General features: G+C 43.6%; 20 protein-coding genes. 5 read left to right on the top strand and 15 right to left on the bottom strand.

What is annotated here, in order from left to right; all coding sequences use genetic code 11:
• The first annotated feature begins 9 nt into the window (after nt 1-9).
• Nucleotides 10-846 (top strand): sulfurtransferase, encoded by an 837-nt coding sequence (locus tag BLP33_RS24030; protein ID WP_090533970.1) that lies wholly within the window; start codon nt 10-12, stop codon nt 844-846.
• A 161-nt stretch (nt 847-1007) separates the two neighbouring features.
• The gene (locus BLP33_RS24025; protein WP_090533968.1) at nt 1008-1481 is read left to right on the top strand and encodes an SRPBCC family protein; all 474 of its coding nucleotides are present in this window, start codon (nt 1008-1010) and stop codon (nt 1479-1481) included.
• 32 nt (nt 1482-1513) lie between these two features.
• On the opposite strand, the gene BLP33_RS24020 is transcribed toward BLP33_RS24025, so the two are convergent.
• Entirely contained in the window at nt 1514-2263 is a 750-nt protein-coding gene (locus tag BLP33_RS24020; RefSeq protein WP_090533966.1) for a DeoR/GlpR family DNA-binding transcription regulator, read from the bottom strand.
• A gap of 66 nt (nt 2264-2329) precedes the next feature.
• Between BLP33_RS24020 and BLP33_RS24015 the strand changes: the two genes are divergently transcribed.
• Nucleotides 2330-2890 carry a 5' nucleotidase, NT5C type gene (locus BLP33_RS24015; RefSeq protein ID WP_090533964.1) on the top strand — a complete coding sequence of 187 codons (561 nt, stop codon included), beginning with the start codon at nt 2330-2332 and terminating at the stop codon, nt 2888-2890.
• Nucleotides 2891-2960: 70 nt separating this feature from the next.
• Here the strand turns inward: BLP33_RS24015 and BLP33_RS24010 are convergent, their stop codons facing one another.
• The 4 genes from BLP33_RS24010 to BLP33_RS23995 all read right to left on the bottom strand — a co-directional run bounded on the left by BLP33_RS24010 (nt 2961) and on the right by BLP33_RS23995 (nt 7949).
• Nucleotides 2961-3809, bottom strand: coding sequence for a hypothetical protein (locus BLP33_RS24010; RefSeq protein ID WP_090533962.1), 849 nt, complete (start codon nt 3807-3809; stop codon nt 2961-2963).
• 20 nt (nt 3810-3829) lie between these two features.
• A complete protein-coding gene (locus BLP33_RS24005) occupies nt 3830-5206 on the bottom strand; it encodes an acetylxylan esterase (RefSeq protein ID WP_090533960.1) in 1377 nt (458 codons plus the stop codon).
• A complete protein-coding gene (locus tag BLP33_RS24000) occupies nt 5181-6413 on the bottom strand; it encodes an acyltransferase family protein (RefSeq protein ID WP_139160062.1) in 1233 nt (410 codons plus the stop codon). The genes BLP33_RS24005 and BLP33_RS24000 overlap by 26 nt, the downstream gene beginning before the upstream one ends.
• A gap of 585 nt (nt 6414-6998) precedes the next feature.
• Entirely contained in the window at nt 6999-7949 is a 951-nt protein-coding gene (locus BLP33_RS23995; RefSeq protein WP_090533956.1) for a tRNA modification radical SAM protein MnmL/YtqA, read from the bottom strand.
• A 204-nt stretch (nt 7950-8153) separates the two neighbouring features.
• Here BLP33_RS23995 and BLP33_RS27235 point away from each other — a divergent pair, with 204 nt between their 5' ends.
• On the top strand, nt 8154-8378 hold the full coding sequence (locus BLP33_RS27235) for a hypothetical protein (RefSeq protein ID WP_139160061.1): 225 nt from the start codon (nt 8154-8156) through the stop codon (nt 8376-8378).
• Between the two features lie 48 nt (nt 8379-8426).
• On the opposite strand, the gene BLP33_RS23990 is transcribed toward BLP33_RS27235, so the two are convergent.
• From BLP33_RS23990 to metK, 10 genes are all read right to left on the bottom strand, one after another.
• Nucleotides 8427-9218, bottom strand: a complete 792-nt coding sequence (locus tag BLP33_RS23990; protein WP_090533954.1) for a DUF5995 family protein — start codon at nt 9216-9218, stop codon at nt 8427-8429.
• Nucleotides 9219-9284: 66 nt separating this feature from the next.
• On the bottom strand, nt 9285-10031 hold the full coding sequence (locus BLP33_RS23985; RefSeq protein ID WP_090533953.1) for a sulfite exporter TauE/SafE family protein: 747 nt from the start codon (nt 10029-10031) through the stop codon (nt 9285-9287).
• A gap of 72 nt (nt 10032-10103) precedes the next feature.
• On the bottom strand, nt 10104-10586 hold the full coding sequence (locus tag BLP33_RS23980; protein WP_090533951.1) for a DoxX family protein: 483 nt from the start codon (nt 10584-10586) through the stop codon (nt 10104-10106).
• 200 nt (nt 10587-10786) lie between these two features.
• Entirely contained in the window at nt 10787-11179 is a 393-nt protein-coding gene (locus BLP33_RS23975; protein ID WP_139160060.1) for a hypothetical protein, read from the bottom strand.
• A gap of 868 nt (nt 11180-12047) precedes the next feature.
• Complete coding sequence (locus BLP33_RS23970) at nt 12048-13073, bottom strand: hypothetical protein (RefSeq protein WP_090533947.1); 1026 nt, start codon at nt 13071-13073, stop codon at nt 12048-12050.
• A gap of 148 nt (nt 13074-13221) precedes the next feature.
• Complete coding sequence (locus tag BLP33_RS23965) at nt 13222-13797, bottom strand: hypothetical protein (RefSeq protein ID WP_139160059.1); 576 nt, start codon at nt 13795-13797, stop codon at nt 13222-13224.
• 149 nt (nt 13798-13946) lie between these two features.
• Entirely contained in the window at nt 13947-14303 is a 357-nt protein-coding gene (locus tag BLP33_RS27230) for a hypothetical protein (RefSeq protein WP_139160058.1), read from the bottom strand.
• A 245-nt stretch (nt 14304-14548) separates the two neighbouring features.
• Nucleotides 14549-15625 (bottom strand): AAA family ATPase, encoded by a 1077-nt coding sequence (locus BLP33_RS23955; RefSeq protein ID WP_090533940.1) that lies wholly within the window; start codon nt 15623-15625, stop codon nt 14549-14551.
• A 722-nt stretch (nt 15626-16347) separates the two neighbouring features.
• Nucleotides 16348-16866, bottom strand: a complete 519-nt coding sequence (locus BLP33_RS23950) for a hypothetical protein (protein ID WP_090533938.1) — start codon at nt 16864-16866, stop codon at nt 16348-16350.
• A gap of 454 nt (nt 16867-17320) precedes the next feature.
• Complete coding sequence (gene metK / locus BLP33_RS23945; RefSeq protein ID WP_090533936.1) at nt 17321-18571, bottom strand: methionine adenosyltransferase; 1251 nt, start codon at nt 18569-18571, stop codon at nt 17321-17323.
• A 217-nt stretch (nt 18572-18788) separates the two neighbouring features.
• On the opposite strand from metK, the gene BLP33_RS23940 reads away from it, so the two are divergent.
• Complete coding sequence (locus tag BLP33_RS23940; RefSeq protein ID WP_090533934.1) at nt 18789-19676, top strand: diacylglycerol/lipid kinase family protein; 888 nt, start codon at nt 18789-18791, stop codon at nt 19674-19676.
• Nucleotides 19677-19681 lie beyond the last annotated feature (5 nt).

The raw sequence follows: 19681 nt of genomic DNA, 5'->3' as shown, positions 1-19681 counted from the left end.
GATATACCTATGTCGCCACTTATTGAAATCAACGACCCGGCTTTAGCCGCACAGGATACTATTCTTATTGATGCCCGCGGAGGGCAGGACTCTTACCAGCGTTACCTGGCAGGCCATTTAAACCACGCCATCTACGCCGACCTTGATCAGCACCTTACCACTAAACCCGATGACCCTGCCTTTGGCGGCAGACATCCGTTGCCTAATATACAGGAGTTTGCCGTACTGTTAGGTAACTGGGGCATTACACCCGACAGTCACGTAGTGGTTTATGACGATAAATCAGGCGCGTTCAGCGCATCACGTTTGTGGTGGATGCTGCGGGCAATTGGTCATGAAAACGTACAGGTACTAAATGGCGGCTTACAGGCCGCTAAAGATGCAGGTATAACATTTAGCACTGAAGTTTATACCCCGGTTGCCGTTGATCCGTACCCGGTAACACACGAATATGCAAATACTGTTGAGATAGCGGAGGCCGGAGAAGCTGCACAGGATCCCTCACGACTGGTAATTGACGTACGCGAAACGCCACGCTACCTGGGCCAGACAGAGCCTTTGGATTTGATAGCCGGCCATATCCCCGGTGCTTTAAACCTGCCTTATATCAACAACCTCGGCGCCGACGGTAAGTATTTACCCGCTGATGAGCTGCGCAAGGCTTATGATGCTGCAATTGGCGATGTAGCGCATAGCGAAGTAATAGTTCACTGCGGTTCGGGTGTTACAGCCTGCCATACCTTACTGGGTATGGATTACGCAGGCATCAACGGCCCAAAGCTTTACGTTGGCTCCTGGAGCGAATGGTCAAGAAGGGATTTGCCAATAGGGAAGGAAGATCGGTAGGGTCAGAAAAAAATGTCATTGCGAGGAACGAAGCAATCGCACGGACGCAGAGCGGTTCTGTATGGTATGCGATTGCCGCGCTACGCTCGCAATGACATCATTTTATAGCCCATTGGGCGAGTCGACCAAAACACTTATCCGTCCCTTCTTGTTACGCCATCGTGAAAACATACGTTTTAAAAAAAGAACAATCCATTCCTATCAGCCTTGATCAGGCCTGGGATTTTTTTTCGTCGCCATTAAATTTGGCTAAGATCACACCCAGTGACATGAGCTTCGTAGTAACATCTGATTATACCGCCGAGACAAAAATGTACCCTGGAATGATCATCACTTATAAGATCTCGCCGTTATTAGGTATTAAAATGCACTGGATGACAGAGATCACCCATGTTGATGATAAAAAGTATTTTGTTGATGAGCAGCGTTTCGGGCCATACGCGCTATGGCATCATCAGCACCATTTTAAAGAAATAAATGGCGGTGTTCACATGACCGATCTTTTACATTATGCTATCCCTTATGGCGCGATTGGCAGGCTGGCGAACACTGTTTTTGTTAAAGGCAAGGTAGAACAGATCTTTGATTACCGTACCAGGGCGATAGAGGATCTGTTTGGGAAGTACAAGTATTAAACCACGGGCCGAAAGCCCGCGGTAGTATTATATTAAATAATATTAATGCCTGCTTCCTTGTATGCCGAAAGTTCTTCATTGTCGGGGGATACATCGGTAATGATGGTGTCCAGTTCTGTTACCGGGCCTATGTAATAAGAATCGGCTTTATTTATTTTTTCTAAGGTGGATAAGGCGATAGTTTCTTTCGATACTTCTATCATCGTTTTCTTGATCTCGGCCTCTTCATAATCCCTGGTTGTGATGCCGATGGCAGGGTGCACACTGCAAATCCCGAAAATGCAAAGATCGGCCCGGATATTCCTGAAGGCATTGATGGTTTCATGGCCGATGGTAGTAAAGGACGATTTATACAGACGCCCCCCGGCAAATATCACCTCAACTGTTGGATGATCTTCAAGCGCGCTTGCAACCGGAAAGCTGTTGGTAACTACGGTGATCCTCAAGTCATCCGGCAGGCTTTCAGCCACAGCTAATGTTGATGTACCGCCATCAAAAAGTACAACCTGTCCGTCTTTTAAAAAACTCAACACTTTTGATGCGATGACTTTCTTAGAGGCAATATCATGCTTTTCCCTCGCGCGGTAATGGTGCGGAATGGGAGAGTGGGCAACCGCGCCGCCCCTTACTGCTGTTAGCAACTTCTGGTCGGCCAATACTTTAATATCCCGGCGTACTGTATCTTCCGAAACATTGAGTTTTTCGCTCAATTCGGCAAGCATAACTTTGTTGTCTTTTGATACGTGATCTAAAATGATCTGGAGTCTTTCTTCTCTTACCATGTTTGCAATATGATGCGAATTTATAAATAATTTGCAAAATATTGCAATTTTGTTTTGATTTGTTGCATGAAAACGCAAACAAAGAAAACTATCGCCATCGATATGGACGGTGTTATGGCCGATGTTGAGCCGCAACTGATCAAATATTATGAACAGTTGTACGGCATTACAACAACCCTTGAGGCTATTGATGGCTTATCACATGCCGAGGCTTTTCCCTTAGATGCTGCAACGAAGGCTTCCCTGAACCTGCCCGGATTTTTCCGTACGCTGCCGGTTATGCCCGGCGCTATTGAGGCTGTTAGAAAATTGATTGAAGATTACGAGGTATACATTGTATCCGCCGCTACGGAATTCCCGCTGTCGTTATCCGAAAAGTTAGAATGGCTTCAGGAATATTTCCCGTTTATCAGCTGGCGTAATATTGTGCTGTGTGGCGATAAAAGTATCATCCATACCGATTACATGATAGATGACCATTGTAAAAACCTCGACTATTGCAGCGGCAAAGCCATCATGTTTAACGCGCATCACAACAAACATGAGCACCAGCATGTGCGGGTTCACAATTGGGATGAGGTGTTGAACCTGTTTGAAATGGAAAAAACTTCTGCAGATTTAGCATAGCAGAATCTAAAGAAGTTTATTGATAACTATTGCTTTAAGCTTATGCCTTCCACTTTTAGCTTTTATAGGGCTACTTCGTATCTATCCGGTAATTAAGTGATGCCGAAAAACTGGAACCTGCGCCGGTATTGCGCCCGGTAATAAAGGTGCCGCCTGTTAAAAACAGCGACAGGCTTTTAGCGAACGCATGGCCATAACTTAACGATACCTGGTTAAAAGCAAAGTTTTTACTGGCGCTGGGGTTCACGTTAAAATCCTTATTAATACTGGTGGCATAAAAGCCGCCTACGCTTAGCGAGATCTGCTCGCGGAATTTTTTATCAAGCGTTAAACCATAAGTGGCATTGTACCTGTCCTGGAAAACACTTTCGTAACCAAAGTACTCGCGTACACCGTTTTCAAGAATGAAGAATGAGTTTTTGCCGAATAAATGCCCGCTGCCGGCAAAGGCCAGTTTAAGTTCTCCCCCTTTTTGGTTATAGCCAAGTGCGGTGTTGGTATACATAGGTACAATAGCCGTGCCCTGTAAGCTGAAGTAATATTTATAACTGATATTGGCCAGGTAATACCTGATACCCACTTCCAGGTCCTGAAAACCTGAGCTTTTGCTTGTACCAAGATCAGTACTAAAAGTATTTATTACATAAGGCGCAAGTACCGATAGGGTAAACTTACGGCTTAAGCCAACTTCTGAGTATAAGGAATAGCTCCATGAGCTGAACTTACCATTATTGGCAAAGGCACCTTTATGGCTGTCGGCATCCCAGGCTTTATTGGCAAAAAAGTAAGTTGCTGATGGCGATAGTGAGATCCTGCCCGGCCTTACCGGGAAACCTCCTGCATAACTTTTACCTGTGGCTAAGGCAAATATTACTATCCCCGTAAGTAAATATTTTGATAAAGTATTTTTCAAGGTCATGTGTGTAGATTTTAATCGTTTTAAAATAAACCAAAGGTGTCGCGCATCCAACGGCCTTCATAATCCTTATATACCTGGCTTACCTCGTGCCCAAGGTTTTTAAATACCATTAAGTGCTTATCGCCACGCATCGAATTGAACACCGCGTAACCATTGCCTGGGGGTACATATGGGTCCAAAAGGCCTAAGCCCAAAATAGTAGGACATTTTATGGTTGTTACAAAGTTTTTGGTATCGTAATAGTCAAGGTTGTTGAGTACCTGGTTAAATGTTACGCCAGGCTTACTTAAAACATATTTTTTAATGTCGTTAATGGGCCATTCAACGGTGCCAACCAGGTTCCGGATATCGCTCATGATAGGGTTTTGTGCCGAGCAAAGTGTAACCCTATGATCAAGGCCGGCAAGCGCCAGCGATAAGTAACCACCCATACTGCCGCCGGTAGCCAGGATCTGATCGTGCCTTAAATTAGGCTGCGCATAAATAAAATCAACCGCGCGTACGCAATCCATAATCACGCCGCGCATTACGTACTTGTTTTTATCCTCAATGCGATAGGAGATAAAAGCATCGCGCTCGGTATGGATCACATCGCGGCTGGTACCTTGCCCACGGGTATTAAGCGTGATGATTACCAGGTCGGGATCGAGGCCTACTATGGGGTATAGCTTTACCTGGTAGCCGGGTAAGCCAAGCAATACCGAAAACTTCTTGTTTTTATTTTTGCTGATGGGCACCGTCATGTAACCGCGGATGGTAAGGTTATCCAGCGATTTCATTTCTATTTCGTAAACCTTGCGGTTTTCGGTGTTCATGGATGGCACTTCGGTGATTTTGTAATTGGGTTTCACTTTGGCCAGCTCATCTTTGGCGGTTTGCCAAAACTGGTCAAAGTCGGCCGGCCTGGCATATTGCGACCGGATTTCCTCCGGCCTGATCCCAAAAGCGCGGCGAGTGGTATCGTCATAATCGCTCACATTGATCATCATGTTAACCTTGTAAAAACCTGTTTTTAGGTTGGGTACCTCAAAATCATATTTGGAAGTGCTTTTTTTGCCCAGGTTTACCGGCTTTGACAGGGTTTTAACAATTTGCCCATTTTCGGTAGTGATATTGTATGATATGCTGCCTTCCTGGTTAGTATCATAAGTGTTTTTAATTTCAAAGCTGAACGAGGCTGTTGAACTGAATATACCATCCTTATTATTGATAGTTAATACCGTTGATACTTCATCATCACCACCGCTTTTGCCGGTATTCTCCGCCGGGTCTTTTTCGGTTTCCTGTGCCATGGCCGGTAGGGCGGCACACCAGGTCAGTAAAACGAAAGCAATGATCAGTAGTTTGTTAGCGTTTTTTAGCATGTTGTAATTAGGCTTTAATCTTAGCTGATTCATTTTCGGGATTACGTGCTTTGTTTTTAATCAGGAAATCAGACTTACGGATATAATGATTAAGTGGTTCTTCAATTAATTTAAACAACGTTATGGAAACGATATTTAAAACGATAAAGGCATACAAAAGGTTTAAGCTATCATACTCAAAAGGCGAATGCCAGTCGACACCCCATTTATCATAAAGCTCAAAAACATAATCGTTAAGACTGTTCATGCCCTGATGGATGAAATTGTACATAAAGCCTAAGTGGATCAGGTAAAATATGTAGGAGCTTTTGCCCAGCAGTTCAATAAAAGGGTGTGCTAAAAACTTTTTAAGGAAGGTAGTTTCGGTGAGCAGACCATAAAAGAAAATGGCAATCGAGGTAGCCAGCAGATAGTTATTAGTTATAATGCCCCAGGGATTATGCAAGCCTGCCTCATATCCTTTCGGGATGGTCAAGGTGGACATGATCCACACGCAAAAAAAGATCATGAAAAAGCCCAGGTAAGTGAACTTCTTTTTGCTTGTACCCTCCAGTTTTTGTTTCCGAACAATAAGCGCCAGCTGAATGCCCGCGTAAAACTCAAAGCATCGGCCTAAAAAGGTGTACAGCATCATGAACGTAAAGTTGCCGAAGAAACCGAACCAGTTTATCCGACTAAAGATAAGCACCAGCAAAACACCCAAGCCTGTAGCCGCGATAGGCTGGATATAAAACTTTTTGTATTTAGTGGCGATAAGGAAAATAAATGGTGCCGAAAAGTAAAAGCATTCTTCAACCGTGAGCGACCAGCCCTGCGCAATGCCGGTAAACTTAAACTGATCAAAAAAGCCGCGCACAAAAACGATGTTCATGAAAAACATAACCACCGGGTTTTGCCCTGCCGTTACTGTTGGACTTTGCGTAAAATGATAAGCTATGAACGCCCCAATGGTAAGCAATGCATACATGGGATAGATGCGCGCCACCCGGTTTTTAAGGTATTGCAGAAACCAGGCTTTTGTTAATTTAAAACTATCAAAATAACGAAATGCGATCAAAAAGCCCGAAAGCACAAAGAAAATGGTAACCCCGATATGGAACTCGTTAAAGAAACGTTGCACAGAGTGGGGAAATTTCTCATCAAACACATAGGCAAAATGCGAAATGAAAACCAGGTAGGCCGCCATGGCCCTTACACCAGTTAATGCCGGGATATAATTGGATTGTGCTCTTTGTGACAAAATAGACGATTTTAACTTTCAGATCAATTTAATTATACGTAAATGTTTGCAAAAGGGATACCAATGTTTAGGAAGTAACAGCCGGCAAGTGGTGATATTTTAAGTTGCAGTGGCAGCTTTTAGTTGCAGGGAGAAGAGCATTGATTTGCTTATTCGTTAAACCAGAACCGGGATTTGGGGGGATTGGCCGGATTGATGGATTTTGTTGACTCGTAAGTTTCCAAAGCTTTTTTATAACATCGTCATCGCGAGTACCCATCAGGGAAATCCTGAAAAAAACCGTGATGACGTATAAAGTATATCTTAGCGATGGTGCGCTGGGCGCGTTAGTGATAGTAGCGGATACCGGCCTTGTGGCTAATGCCCGTGCAGTATGAGCGGATAGCACGGGCCGCAGGCAACGCCCATATCACAAAACAGATCCAAAAATACCTTTGATAATCAATACTGCGCTATTGTTGGTGTTGTCACCAACAACTTCTATTTGTTCAATAAACCATTATTCTTAATTGCTTTACCATTAATAGCCGAGGGGTAAATGTTGTTGGTGACAACACTAACAACGGCAGAGTAATCCGGCAAATCCTATAAATCAAGGTTCAGGCGGTTTCCCTGCACCACACCTCTGCTTAAAATTTTCTGATCAATATAATACTGGATTTCTGATTTTTTCAAACCCCAGTTGGGGGCGATGAGCAGTTCGCGGTCGCTGAGGCCGAAGAGGCGCTGGATCACGATATCGGGGCGAACGAGCGGTAGCAGTTCGCACAGAAAATCGGCATATTCGTCAATACCAAACAGGTGAAATGGTTCGCGTTTGTATTTTACGCCCATTACCGAGCCTTCAACAATATGCAGGTGATGGAATTTTACAAACTTGATCTGTTTAAAACGGTTGATCTCGTCGGCATATTTCAGCATCATTTCTTTAGTTTCCCAGGGGAAACCGAAAATAGTATGCACGCAGATATCCAGTTTCGAGTTTTCGACCAGGCTCAGGGCTTTCACTAGTTCTTCGTGGCTGCAGCCCCGGTTGATCTGGTTTAGGGTTTCGTTATAGATGCTTTCCATACCCATTTCCAAATCAACATCAAAACGATCGGTATAGCTTTCCAACAGCGCGATTTTTTCAGCATCGATACAATCGGGCCGGGTACCTACCGAAAGGCCTACAATATCTTCGGTACCGTAGCTCAGGGCTTCATCATAAAGCATTTTGAGGTAATGCGCCGGGGCATAGGTATTGGTATTGGGCTGAAAGTAAATAATAAACTTATCGGCGTTATTGCCTTTACGGGCGCGTTCCATGCCCTCCTCAACCTGCTGCCTTACAGTAGGGGCGTTGCGGCTAACCGAAGGGGTAAAGGAATCAACATTACAATAAGTGCAACCGCCGTAACCCTTCGAGCCATCGCGGTTGGGGCAGGTAAAACCACCATCAACAATTACTTTAAACACGCGATGGCCTTTGTATTTTTCCTTAAGCCATGGTCCGTAATTGTTATAGCCTTTTTCCCAGGTTGTTATTGTTTGCATTTATGATTTCACCGATTTTTGGATGAAGGCACCAATTAACAGCTGCTTTCATCGATCAGGGGGCAAAGATAATGAATTTTGATGAGGGAGAGTTTATTGTTAGGAAGGCTTATATAGTACGTTATCGACTTTATATTTAATTGACTGCCCGACGATACACAATATTAATTATTATTGTATTATAAATAATCTAAATTCCAAAGCGTGTTACACATAGGCTCAACGCTCGAAACAATTGGTTTACTTGGTGTATACCTGTGTAATATTCCGCTATATATTTATAAAATACTGCGTGCAGTGCTTACAGGGCAACATCTTCCCAGCTATCGGTATCTCTTTTATATACCTCAATGGCTTAACAATTATGTGAAGTTTTTTGGTGGAGGAATGCTGGTATTGTTTTTTGTGCTGATCGCAATTTACAAATAGGATCTCCCACCTCTTCTTGCAATTTAGCGTTTACCCAGCGCTAAACATCTAATTCACCTTTAAATAAGTCTTTTTATAAGTACTCAAAATCTCTGTTATTTTGGATGGATCACGTTTTTCAAACAGGTGAATGATCCATACGGTAATACGCAGCATCCCAACGGGGTTAACGATGCCAAGTCCCAGTTTATTGATATCGCTGTCCCTGCTGGCTATCTGCTTAGGATAAGCATCTCCGGTACGGGTAAACAGGTCTTCGGCAAAGCACCAGGCACCATCGCGGGCGTTGCTCAGGGCAAACTGAATAAGGATAGAATTATTTTGCGCATGCAGGCCCGCCAGTGACAGCAGCGGCGAGATCTGGTTCAACTCGCTGATCACCTCGTAGGTAAGCGCCGATAGTATAGTATTGATGGAATTAAAATCATTATGAACTTCGGTTAGCGGCTGGTTGAGCTTGTTGGCTACTTCAACAACGGCAACACCCAAATCAAGGTTGATATGCGCGTTCATGCCGATGAGCAGATGCTGTAATACCAGCTTTGATGATTTACTAAAGATACCGAACGCCAGTTGCCAGCAGTTGGAGCAAGGCTGCTTTTGTTGCCAGCTGCGATAGGCCTTGATGTACCTGTTGGCGAAGATTACGTCCAGTTGTTCCATGCGGGCAGGGTTTTCAAACTCACCGTTTTGGATGCCTTCCCTTACCTTGCAGGTAACCTTATGGTACAGGGCCGCGAAATACCCCGCCCTGCTGTCGGTTTTTATAGCGTCGGCAATAATAGCCTCTAACTGTTCAATAATCTGGTTAATAGTTTGGGCTGGTGCAATAGGTTCCATAGCAGGCAGATAAGTCCAGGTAAATTATTTATTTTAAAGATAGGTTTTTTGTTGATGGCTTGTACATCAGGTTTTTATGTTGAACAGGCAAAATACAATTAAAAATAGCCCGATAAGCAGTAAACCCCAATATACATACCTGAAAAATGAAGCGCTATTTAGCTTGTGATTAAGATATCGTCCTAAAAAAATCGCGGGGAAAACAGCCGGTAGCGACATGATAAAATATTTCAATACTTCCCCGATAATTAGCCCTTTAAAAATATAGCCTGCTACACCAATTAAGCTTGCCGGTAAAAAGTATCCCTGAAGTGTTGCCCTGAAATTTTGAGCGCTCCATTTGCGCATGTTACCATAAACAACCAGCGGCGGCCCGTTAACGCCATAGGCCCCTCCCAAAACGCCCGAGAGAAACCCACAGATAAACAACCATAATTTACTATCATGATTAAGCTTAAAGCTGTTTTTGCCAAACATGGCATATAACGAGTAAAGGATGATGAGGGCACCCAGCCCTGTTTTTACCCAAAACTCGTTGCCATATATTAAAATCAGCAAGCCGATGGGGATGCCTGGTATAGCAAAAATGATAAGCCATTTCGCGCTGTTAAACTGGATGCTGCTATGATCCTGTATCACCACTACCAGCGCAATCAAAACAGAAATGAGTACCGAAAGCGGAACGGCAACGCCAAGAGGGATAAATATGCTTAGTAGTGGTACAGCAACCAGCGACTCGCCAAAACCAAAGGTCGATCGCACCAGTGTTGCAATAAAACTTATAATAAAAATGTAAAGAAAAACAGTGTACATATCAATGTGTATTAAACCTATTGATCATTTGCCGGGGAGGCTTAATGATCAATAGGTTGTTATTAATTTTTATTACGACTTAGTTGTGCCTCGTTTCGACGACAGAATGGAATCGACAGAGAATATACCGCCTCCCGAGATCAGCAGCGAGATTAGTCCGGCGATATACAATAAATTGATCTCATATCCCGGCGGCCCGAAAACCGGCCCGTTGGGAGTTAAACCAATGGTTTTTACCGAACTGAAACCATAATGAATTTGAATACCGAACATGGCTACAAGCATAATGCCGATAAGTGGCAAGGCGGTTAAGCTTACCATAAACCCGGCAAACATGGCCAGGCCGCCAACCAGTTCTGTTAAGGTTGACATCCACGCCATAGCATGCGGGAAAGGGACATGTATCTGGGCCAGCAGGTTTCCGAAGGCTTCCGGACCTTTAATTAATTTTGCCCAGCCATGTGCCATAAAGCCGAAGCCGATAGTCAGCCGCAGAAACAGGGGAGCTGATTGCCGGTAATTTTTACCGGTTATTGAAAAAATATGTTTGATCATGATTTAAAAAAATGATATGCAATGATCATTTAGGCCGTGTATACAGATGCCGCTGCAGATAGCAACATCAATAACAGAAAAGCCGGTGATCATTAAAAAATTGAATACAAAGAGCCGTAAGGCGTTAGTGGACAATGCTTAATTTAAACGCACAACGTAATTGTTGCGTGGCGAGAAGCATAAAATGGGGCAGGAAAGGTTCAGATCAATAACGACCTGTTTGCCAAATAAAGCGGGATGGGATTTAAACCCCGGGCAGCGGGGTAGGGGTATAAAACAACAAGCCTTTTTAACGGGGCTATGCTCCCAAAAAATGCTGCCGCAACAACAATTGCCAGGAGCAAGGGGATTGTTGTTTTTGATACAACTTCCTGGTATGGTATAATTTTATCGCCGCTATTGTATGCGTTACATACGTCATCAACAATAGCTTTGATATCGCGCGGGGCCTTTTGCTCTTTATTTTGAGACGAATGGCTGGCGAGCGAACACAAAGTATTCCTTACCGGGCAGTAGCCAAGCACCAGGAAAATCACCATCATCATCAAACTTAGTGATGAACGTATGGGCTTAATGTTTTTTCCGCGTATCATGCTTTGGCCTTTAACAATGTTTTTGGCGTAATGGTTAAACAGGTATCGCAAAGATAATATGTTTTAAAGAACGGTATTGTAACAAGATAATGCACAACAGGAGGAGATTAAATTAAAACCAGGCCGCGTGAGATATGCGTGGCTGCGTTTTGAAAGCTAACAAAGGTAAAATTCAGGACTTTTTGCCAAAAGCGATGAGCTTGATAACATGCATAACACGGCAGCAAACGCTAAAGATTTATATAAAGCGCCGAATACGCTGTAATTTACGGCACAAATAAGTGTAAAGTTATTTTGATTTTGTTGCGTGTTGGAGGTTTATTGCTAATAATATCCTAATTTTTTAACCTGAAAGAAATAATAATTGTAAAAGTGCCTTTCGTATATCAAAAAACGACTGTTTAATAAAACTATAGCCAGTTTTATACGTACTAATTATTGTATTAATTAATTATTCACCTAAAATTAAACACTATGATTACGTTATTATTGGCATTAAGCGCAAGTGCATTATGCGGTTTTTTTGTTGCGCACAGTACAAAGGAAAATGAATGTTAAATGTAATAGACTAAACGGGGTAATTATGTGAAAAGGCTGATCAGAGATGATTAGCCTTTTTTGTTGGATACTTCTTTCGGTACGAACGTTGGCTTTCGCTACCGCAAGGCCAATGTCATTAAGTTAAGGAATCCCCCAGAGGGGTACCAAAATAACCGTGCCAGAGGTACGGAACACCGGAGTTGTGTACCTCTGGCACACCGGAAATTTATTCCTATCCATCTCTACAAACCTTTTGCACCTCTGGTGCAGCCTGTCAATTTCTTAACTTAATGACATTGCGCGTGCGCCAGCGAAAGGGCAGGGTTTTTTAAAGCTTTTCGATATTTATATAGTTGATTACACTTTCGGTCAAATAATCAAACAAAGCGAGATCTGATTTTGGGAAATAAGGGGTGATAGGATAGAATCCTTTATCGTCTGCCGAACCTTTAACGATTTTTGGAGGAGCTTCAGTAATATGGTACCAATAAGTGCTCAGGTCGCGCATGAAAAATTCGTAAGCAGCCCCTATTATCCCAATTCCTGGTTCAAAAACAAATCGGTCCATACCGCGATAGTAACTTACGCCGTCCTGTATCCAACTGTCAAGCAACCAAAATTTGTATGCCTTTTTGCCTTTATCCGAAATTATATAAGACAAATTGAGCATCGGGCCGCCTTCTACGCCCAGGCTGGTTTCAGAATCATACTTGTTGTAGTTTGAAGAAAAAGCACCATTCGCCCGGTAATATGCAGATTCATATTCGGCCGTACTTCGCATTTTTGCATTCAAATTAAGTCGAAATCCGGCAGGCTGTTTATTAGCACTATCGCCAACTGTTAAAAACTCTGTAAAACAATCGGTAGCATTACAATAATAGCCGTCGTTTTTTTTAAGTATCAACTCGTAATTAAAATATTTCAATCTATCCAAGCCATCTTTTCCCTCGTTCTGGTATCTTGAAAATTTGTTTTTCATTATATCATATAACTCATTCAAGTTAATTACTGGTGCTTTCAAAGTATCAATGTCTATTTTCTGCCATTTCGGGTCTTTGCTAAAAAGAGAAGGCATCACAGAAAATACAGCTAAGTCCTTTTGGTTAAACAAAATGTTAAATATTTCAATTGTCAGGTCGGTTTGTGGTTGTGTAAATAGGCTACTTTTAAGGGTCACTCTGTGAGCCGAGGTGCCTTTTGGTAAAGCAGCAGCGTCGAGCAAAACATATCCGGCAGGCGGAATTTGAAAATTTCGGAACATCATCCCATTATTATTAAACCCTTTCGGCGGTTGTTGAGCCGTCGCGATTTTAATTGTACCGAAAAGCAGTAGTATTAAAGCTTTTTTTTTCATATTTATAGTGTAGATATAATACCTACGTAGCAATTGCCTCAATAATCTTAGTGAACATGCGTACTTCAGCGGAGAATTTACAAAGTAATTGACAACCCCGTTATATGTTTACAATTAGCCATTTCATAGTTACATACCTTGGTAAATTCTAATTCATCGCGAGAGGCAACACTATCGACTTAAGCAAAATACAATCAATAAAATTCAGTTTCTCACTATCGCTGAAATTGATGAGGTTTTGTATTGAATTTTCAAGCTGATCATACTGTTCCTGTCGTTTTTCATACATCAATTTTGTTTTTTCATCCAGTTTGCTTTGATAATCGTTATTTTCCCAGCCCGTCATAAATCCGCAACCGGCATTATTTGTAATCATCAGCGGTAAAATATAAGTTCGACCAGGTAGGTTCTTTACCTGGTTTATATTTACGCCTTGCTGATTTATTATTGTAATAACTTTCGCGATTCCATCTTTTATAAAAATGGGGGTGGTTGTGGTATAAGTAACATTGGTAAGTTGATGCTGATTGTTAATATTAAAACGTATAAATACACAGCCTTTCCAACAGGTACTTTTTGCTGAATCAATGTTAGGTTTGTAATTATTTATAAAAGCATACTTTATTCCATCAAAACCCCTGATCACATTATCCTTAGAATGGATTTGCGCCATAGATAATTGGGACAATAACGGAAACAAAAAAAACAAGAACAACTTTTTCATAATGTTTGATTAATTGCAGCTTTTTCCAGTTAAACCTTCTCTTTGAAATTCGGTATAAAACCAACCAAGAATAGTAGTATCGCCAACCGCTTCATAGTATGTCTCTTCATTATGATCTCCGAGGGCTTCACCAAAGCCTTTTTACAACATTACCTATTACCTTTGGTGAGCACCGGTATGAAGATTGGAGACAACATAACGGCTTTTCCGGTAAAGTCTTTATTGTTAAACTTCAAATAAGACTCAAGGTACCCATTGGTGTAATATTTATTGGAATTAGGTAATTGGGGTTCATAACTCACCGGAATCAATAAAGAAACGTCTTTATAGGATTTTATCCTGGCATACTTTTCAAGCGTCGCCTTGTCATCATGCCATTTTTTCCTGTTATCGAATGCCTTAACAAATGTAGAATCTGCACTGTCTGAGAACCGCATATCTGCCACCTTTCCATTCTTGTCAATGTCAATTTTCAACACCGCAAACGTCGGTGTTGTGGTAGACATATACGACGGATTATAAAAGGAGTTGTACACGGTACCGGAGAATTCAGTTAAAAGACTATCAGACAGGGTATGTTTATATTTGCCTTCACCCAGCATTTTGTCTTGTGCGTTCACGGTACTTATCCCCGCTGCCGCAAGCGTCCTCGCTTGTGGCCCGCGTTTAGGTCTGCAATGTGAAAAGCCGCATAGCTTAGCATGAAGCCCACAAGCGAGGACGCTTGCGGGAGCGTAATTAGAAAAATTCATCATCCCCCCGCCACCCCCAACACCCTGTTTACCGCCGATAAGCTCATTTCCAACCTGCCGGCAATCTGCCTTTGGCTCAAACCCTGCTTATGAAGCGCGAGTACATCTGCGGCCCGGCGTTGCCGTTCTACCTGGCTGTAGCGGCGCAGGTGTTTTACCTCGTTATCGGTATGGGAGAATACAAACTGCAAAAAGCCATTTTGCCTTTCCAGCCAGCCAAGGCATACGTTATGGCTGCCGTACATTTCGGCGGTGCTGCGTTGTTTTACCTGTTTTAGGTAGCGGTAGCCGGGCAGGGTTTGGCTTTCGGCCATGGCGAAGGCGCTGTCGGCAAAGTTGATGAGCATTTTGCTGCCCTGCAGGTCGTTACGGGTAATAGGCAGTGAAGGGTTGCGTTTAGGGGTGTGGGCCAGCACCAGGATGCTGAGGCCATGGCGGGTTTTAAGCAGTTTGAGCTGTTTCATGAGCGAGAGGGCCTGGCTGCTGCGCTCGGTGCCGTTGCGCAGGCAGGTAATATTATCAATAATGAGCACCCTGGCATCGGTACGCTTAATAGCGCGACTAAGCGCGTGGGTAATAAACTCATCAAAAGTTTTAAAATCTTGCGGCAGGCCGGTCATCTGGTCAAACTCACCGCGGTAAAAATTTTCGTGAAAGGTGTGGGTGGTGCTGCCATCGGTATAGCGCTGTTCAAATTGTTTGCCGGTGAGTTCAAAATCAATGTAGAGGACCGGGCAGGGTTCGGCATCCATTTTAAAAGGCGTAATGGCCTGTCCGCGGGTAATGCTGTCGCCCAGTTGTACGGCCAGTAAACTTTTGCCCATGTTGGTATCGGCAAACAGGATGCACAGCTCGCCCTCAAGCCAAAACTCGCCGAACAGCATCCGGGGCGTTTGGCGTTCGCGTTCCATCTCCATCCATGTACTGGCCTGGTGAATAATAAAAGCATCGGGAGGGATAGCGTCAGGGTCATAAACCCTCGGGCAGATCCCTCTTTTAGCGTCTCTTCGCGCCGCCTCGCGCACATCGGCGCGGATCATTTCTACAACCAGTGGTCGTCCATTTTTTTGAATCATGGTGTTATGTCGTTGATAAATTAATGCTCAGTGTTTAGGGCAAAGTCGTAAGTCCCGGGTGAAGCGGCATAAGTGTTCAGAAGAAATAAAAAAAGCGAAGGATTGCGCAATTCCCCTCTTGAGAGGGGTGGAGGGGTGTGTTACTCTACGCGCGACTTATCGCTTGTATAACACACCCCTGCTCCCGCTTTTTTCCAACGCGCCCCCTCTCGAGAGGGGAGTTTGATGCGTTCAAGCTGAATTAACCTCATAAGTTAACGGCTATGCTCCCAGCGGAGGGAATTAAAAACCTTCCGAACACTTACGGCATAACCCCGACTTATGGCTTCGGACGTAGAAATGTTGACTTAATGTCCCGGGAAATTTTCATAAGCCCTCTCCAAAGGAGAGGGTTGTGTGAGGGGCAAATTTAGCTGTAGGTTTTTGCAATATTGGTGGCGCTGTTTTGTCAGTACCTTTCGATAAAATGGAGGGTTCAAATAAAAAACTCAAAAAAACAGCAAAAAATACATGAAAAATACAAGGCAAAAAACGAGTTGAACCGCTGCTTTAATGAGCGGTTAAATTTACTGGTGAAAAGCTTTAATTGTTGATAATCAAATATTTAACTATGTTTCACCAAAAATGCTAAATAGTTGATTTTTAAGATGTTTCATTAAACGCTTGTTTCGCGTTTCGGCTCTCAAAAAATGGAACACTTGTGATTTTTAAAAAAAGAAGGATCAGGAAATTTCACTTTTTTTTCGGGAATCAAAAAAATGGGACACCTCATTTGTTACAATTCCGGGGTGCAGGCTAAACACCACTTTAACTTGCAGTACCATACTTATAACAAGGCAAACCAACCATGCCGCAAACCATTTAAGTGATAGCCTGGTGTTTATAACGGCCTTAAAAAAGAATACGGTCATTACCAGCAAGGCTAAAGCTATAGCATACGTAAACTGCTCCCAACTGCTCACCGGTATATACCTGAACACATACACAGAAAACATGGCGCAGCTGCCCGCCAGGCTGGCAAAGCTCATACGCCTGATGAAGACCCATTTGTTGGTTTCGAGCAATATGATAGCCGCTATAACCATGACTACCCATTTACTGCATGCAACAACGTTGGATAACAATATGGCCTCGGGCGTAACCACATAGCCAAACTTTTGTTCAATGAACCATGCGGTTATCATGACTGATGCGGCAAAGTTTATGATGGCGGTTATGGCGTTTCGGGTGTTAGCAGGCATTTAAATTGGGCTCGGGGATTTTGGGTGATAAATGTATGTATTTATAATTTAATTAGGAAAGCGGGAGTTTGGTTCGAATGGTGTTGTTTTTGTCAGCAGGAAAGCTTTGGGCGAAACCGGGCAGAACAATGCGGGGGTTGCGGGTACGGAAGGGCATAGCAAGTTTTTGCAGAAGCAATGGCTGGAGGGAGCGAAGCAGGGCAAAATAATTGCAGCCCGTGGTTCTGGCTGGTTTGCAGGGTAAAGGCCCGTGCGGCAAAAAAGCCTCCCTGCTGACTTGATGTTTGGCTACTTTGCATCTAAGGTAAAGTAACAGCCCCGGCGGTAACTGAGCGGGCCAATGATTTTTGTTATTACTAAAGTACTTTCCTGCCTTATAAACAGGATGGCCCCAAAACAACAATAGCGACAGGTAAGCCCGTCGCTATTGCATATATTATATAGGTGTAATTAATTACAACCCGAAGGCTGCTTTAACCTGGTCAACATGATCAAGCTTTTCCCAGGTGAACAGCTCAACTTCGCGTTCCAGTTTGCTGCCGTCGTGGCCAACAAAAGTTTTGGTAACTATTTCGTTAGGCCTGCCGAAATGGCCGTAAGCCGCGGTTTCGCTGTAAATAGGGTTACGCAGTTTAAAGCGGGTTTCAATGGCGTATGGGGTCATATTGAAAATGCCTTCTACTTTTTTGGCAATGTCACCGTCGTGCAGGTCGACCTTAGCGGTGCCGTAAGTATTTACGTAAATACCCATTGGCTGTGCAACGCCGATAGCGTATGATACCTGCACAAGCACTTCATCGCACAAACCGGCGGCAACCAGGTTTTTAGCGATGTGTCGGGTAGCGTAAGCGGCCGAACGGTCGACCTTTGAAGGGTCTTTACCAGAGAAAGCGCCGCCACCATGTGCACCTTTACCACCGTAGGTATCCACAATAATTTTGCGGCCGGTTAAGCCGGTATCGCCATGCGGCCCGCCGATAACAAATTTACCGGTTGGGTTAATGTGGTACTTAATATCGTCGTTAAAGAAATGGGCGTATTTAGGATATTTAGCTTTAACACGCGGAATCAGGATACTGATGATATCGGCGCTGATTTTGGCAAGCATGGTTGGCTCGTCGTCAAAGTCATCGTGCTGGGTTGATATAACGATGGCATCAATACGCTGCGGTTTGTTGTCGTCGCTGTACTCAAGCGTAACCTGCGATTTTGCATCCGGGCGAAGGTATTTGATCTCGTTGTTTTCGCGGCGGATGGCTGCAAGCTCAATTAATAAAGCGTGGGCTATATCAAGGGCAAGCGGCATATAGTTGTCGGTTTCAACAGTGGCATAGCCAAACATCATACCCTGGTCGCCGGCACCTTGTTCTTCTTTGGCGGTGCGGTCGACCCCCTGGTTAATATCGGGCGATTGTTCGTGGATGGCCGATAGCACACCGCATGAACTGCCGTCAAACATATATTCGCCTTTGGTGTACCCGATCTTGTTGATCACCTCGCGGGCAATCTTCTGTACGTCGAGATAGGCTTTTGATTTTACTTCGCCGGCTAAAAAAACCTGGCCTGTGGTTACCAGCGTTTCGCAGGCAACTTTCGATTCGGCATCAAATGCTAAAAAATGATCAATCAGCGCGTCCGAGATCTGATCGGCCACTTTATCCGGGTGACCTTCTGATACAGACTCTGAAGTAAATAAATATGACATAAAATTTAAATAAGTAAAGTAAAAATCGACTGGGAGGGTTTTAAGACGGATCGGGCAGTAAAAAGAAGCATGGTTTTAGCACTTTTTTACGTGGTTGCAATCCGGCTCCGGTGTAAAAAGGAGCATTAAATCAGTCCACATTCGGGCGGTAAAAATAAAACAAATTTCACAAAGCCGAAAATACATTTACTTTTGAAGATTGAAATAATATATATAGTTGAAACGGAAAGCGTTATTTATAATAAACCCAATTTCGGGCGGGAAGAAGAAGGACGGGGTGCCTGAACTGATTAAAGATACTGTTGATGCCGGTGTAATGGAGCCGGTTATAGCGTTTAGCGATGGCATAGCCCATGCGCGGGTAATAGCGGCCGAGGCTGTAGGCAAATTTGATACCGTGGTGGCCGTTGGCGGTGATGGCACGGTTAATGAAGTGGCTTCGGCCATTGTAGATACTGATACGTCGCTTGGCATAGTGCCATTTGGCTCGGGCAACGGGCTTTCGAGGTTTTTAGGGATCCCTATGGATACACGGGATGCTATTAAAAACCTTGCCTCTGGCCGTACCGAAATTATTGATTCGGCCAGGATTAACGGGCAGCCGTTTTTTAATATGGCAGGCATGGGGTTTGACGCCCACATCAGCGAGATCTTTTCGCATGGTAAAAAGCGCGGTTTTATCAGTTATATAAAATCGTCGATAAAAGAGGTGGTTGGCTACCAGCCGCAAAACTATCACCTGGATATCGACGGAAAGAAATATGATTATAAGGCATTTATGCTCAGTATAGCCAATTCTTCGCAATATGGCAATAATGTGCATATATCGCCCAAAGCAAGCCTGCAGGATGGTTTGCTGGATGTTTGCGTGATAAAGCCTTTTCCGTTGTGGAGGTTTCCGGAGATGAGCATGCGCATGCTGATTAAAGCAACCGAAAGCTCCAAATACGTAGAAATTATCCGCGGTAAGCAGATCCTGATAAAAAGGGAGCATACCGGCCCCATTCACCTGGATGGCGAACCGCAAGTGGCGGGTACTGGCATAGATATTACTATATTGCCAAAATCATTAAAGGTTATAGTTGGCCCGTCATTTAAAAATTGATCAAT

The organism is Mucilaginibacter sp. NFR10, from assembly GCF_900100445.1.
Classification (GTDB): Bacteria; Bacteroidota; Bacteroidia; order Sphingobacteriales; family Sphingobacteriaceae; genus Mucilaginibacter; species Mucilaginibacter rubeus.
This window is presented reverse-complemented; position numbering and strand designations above follow the sequence as displayed.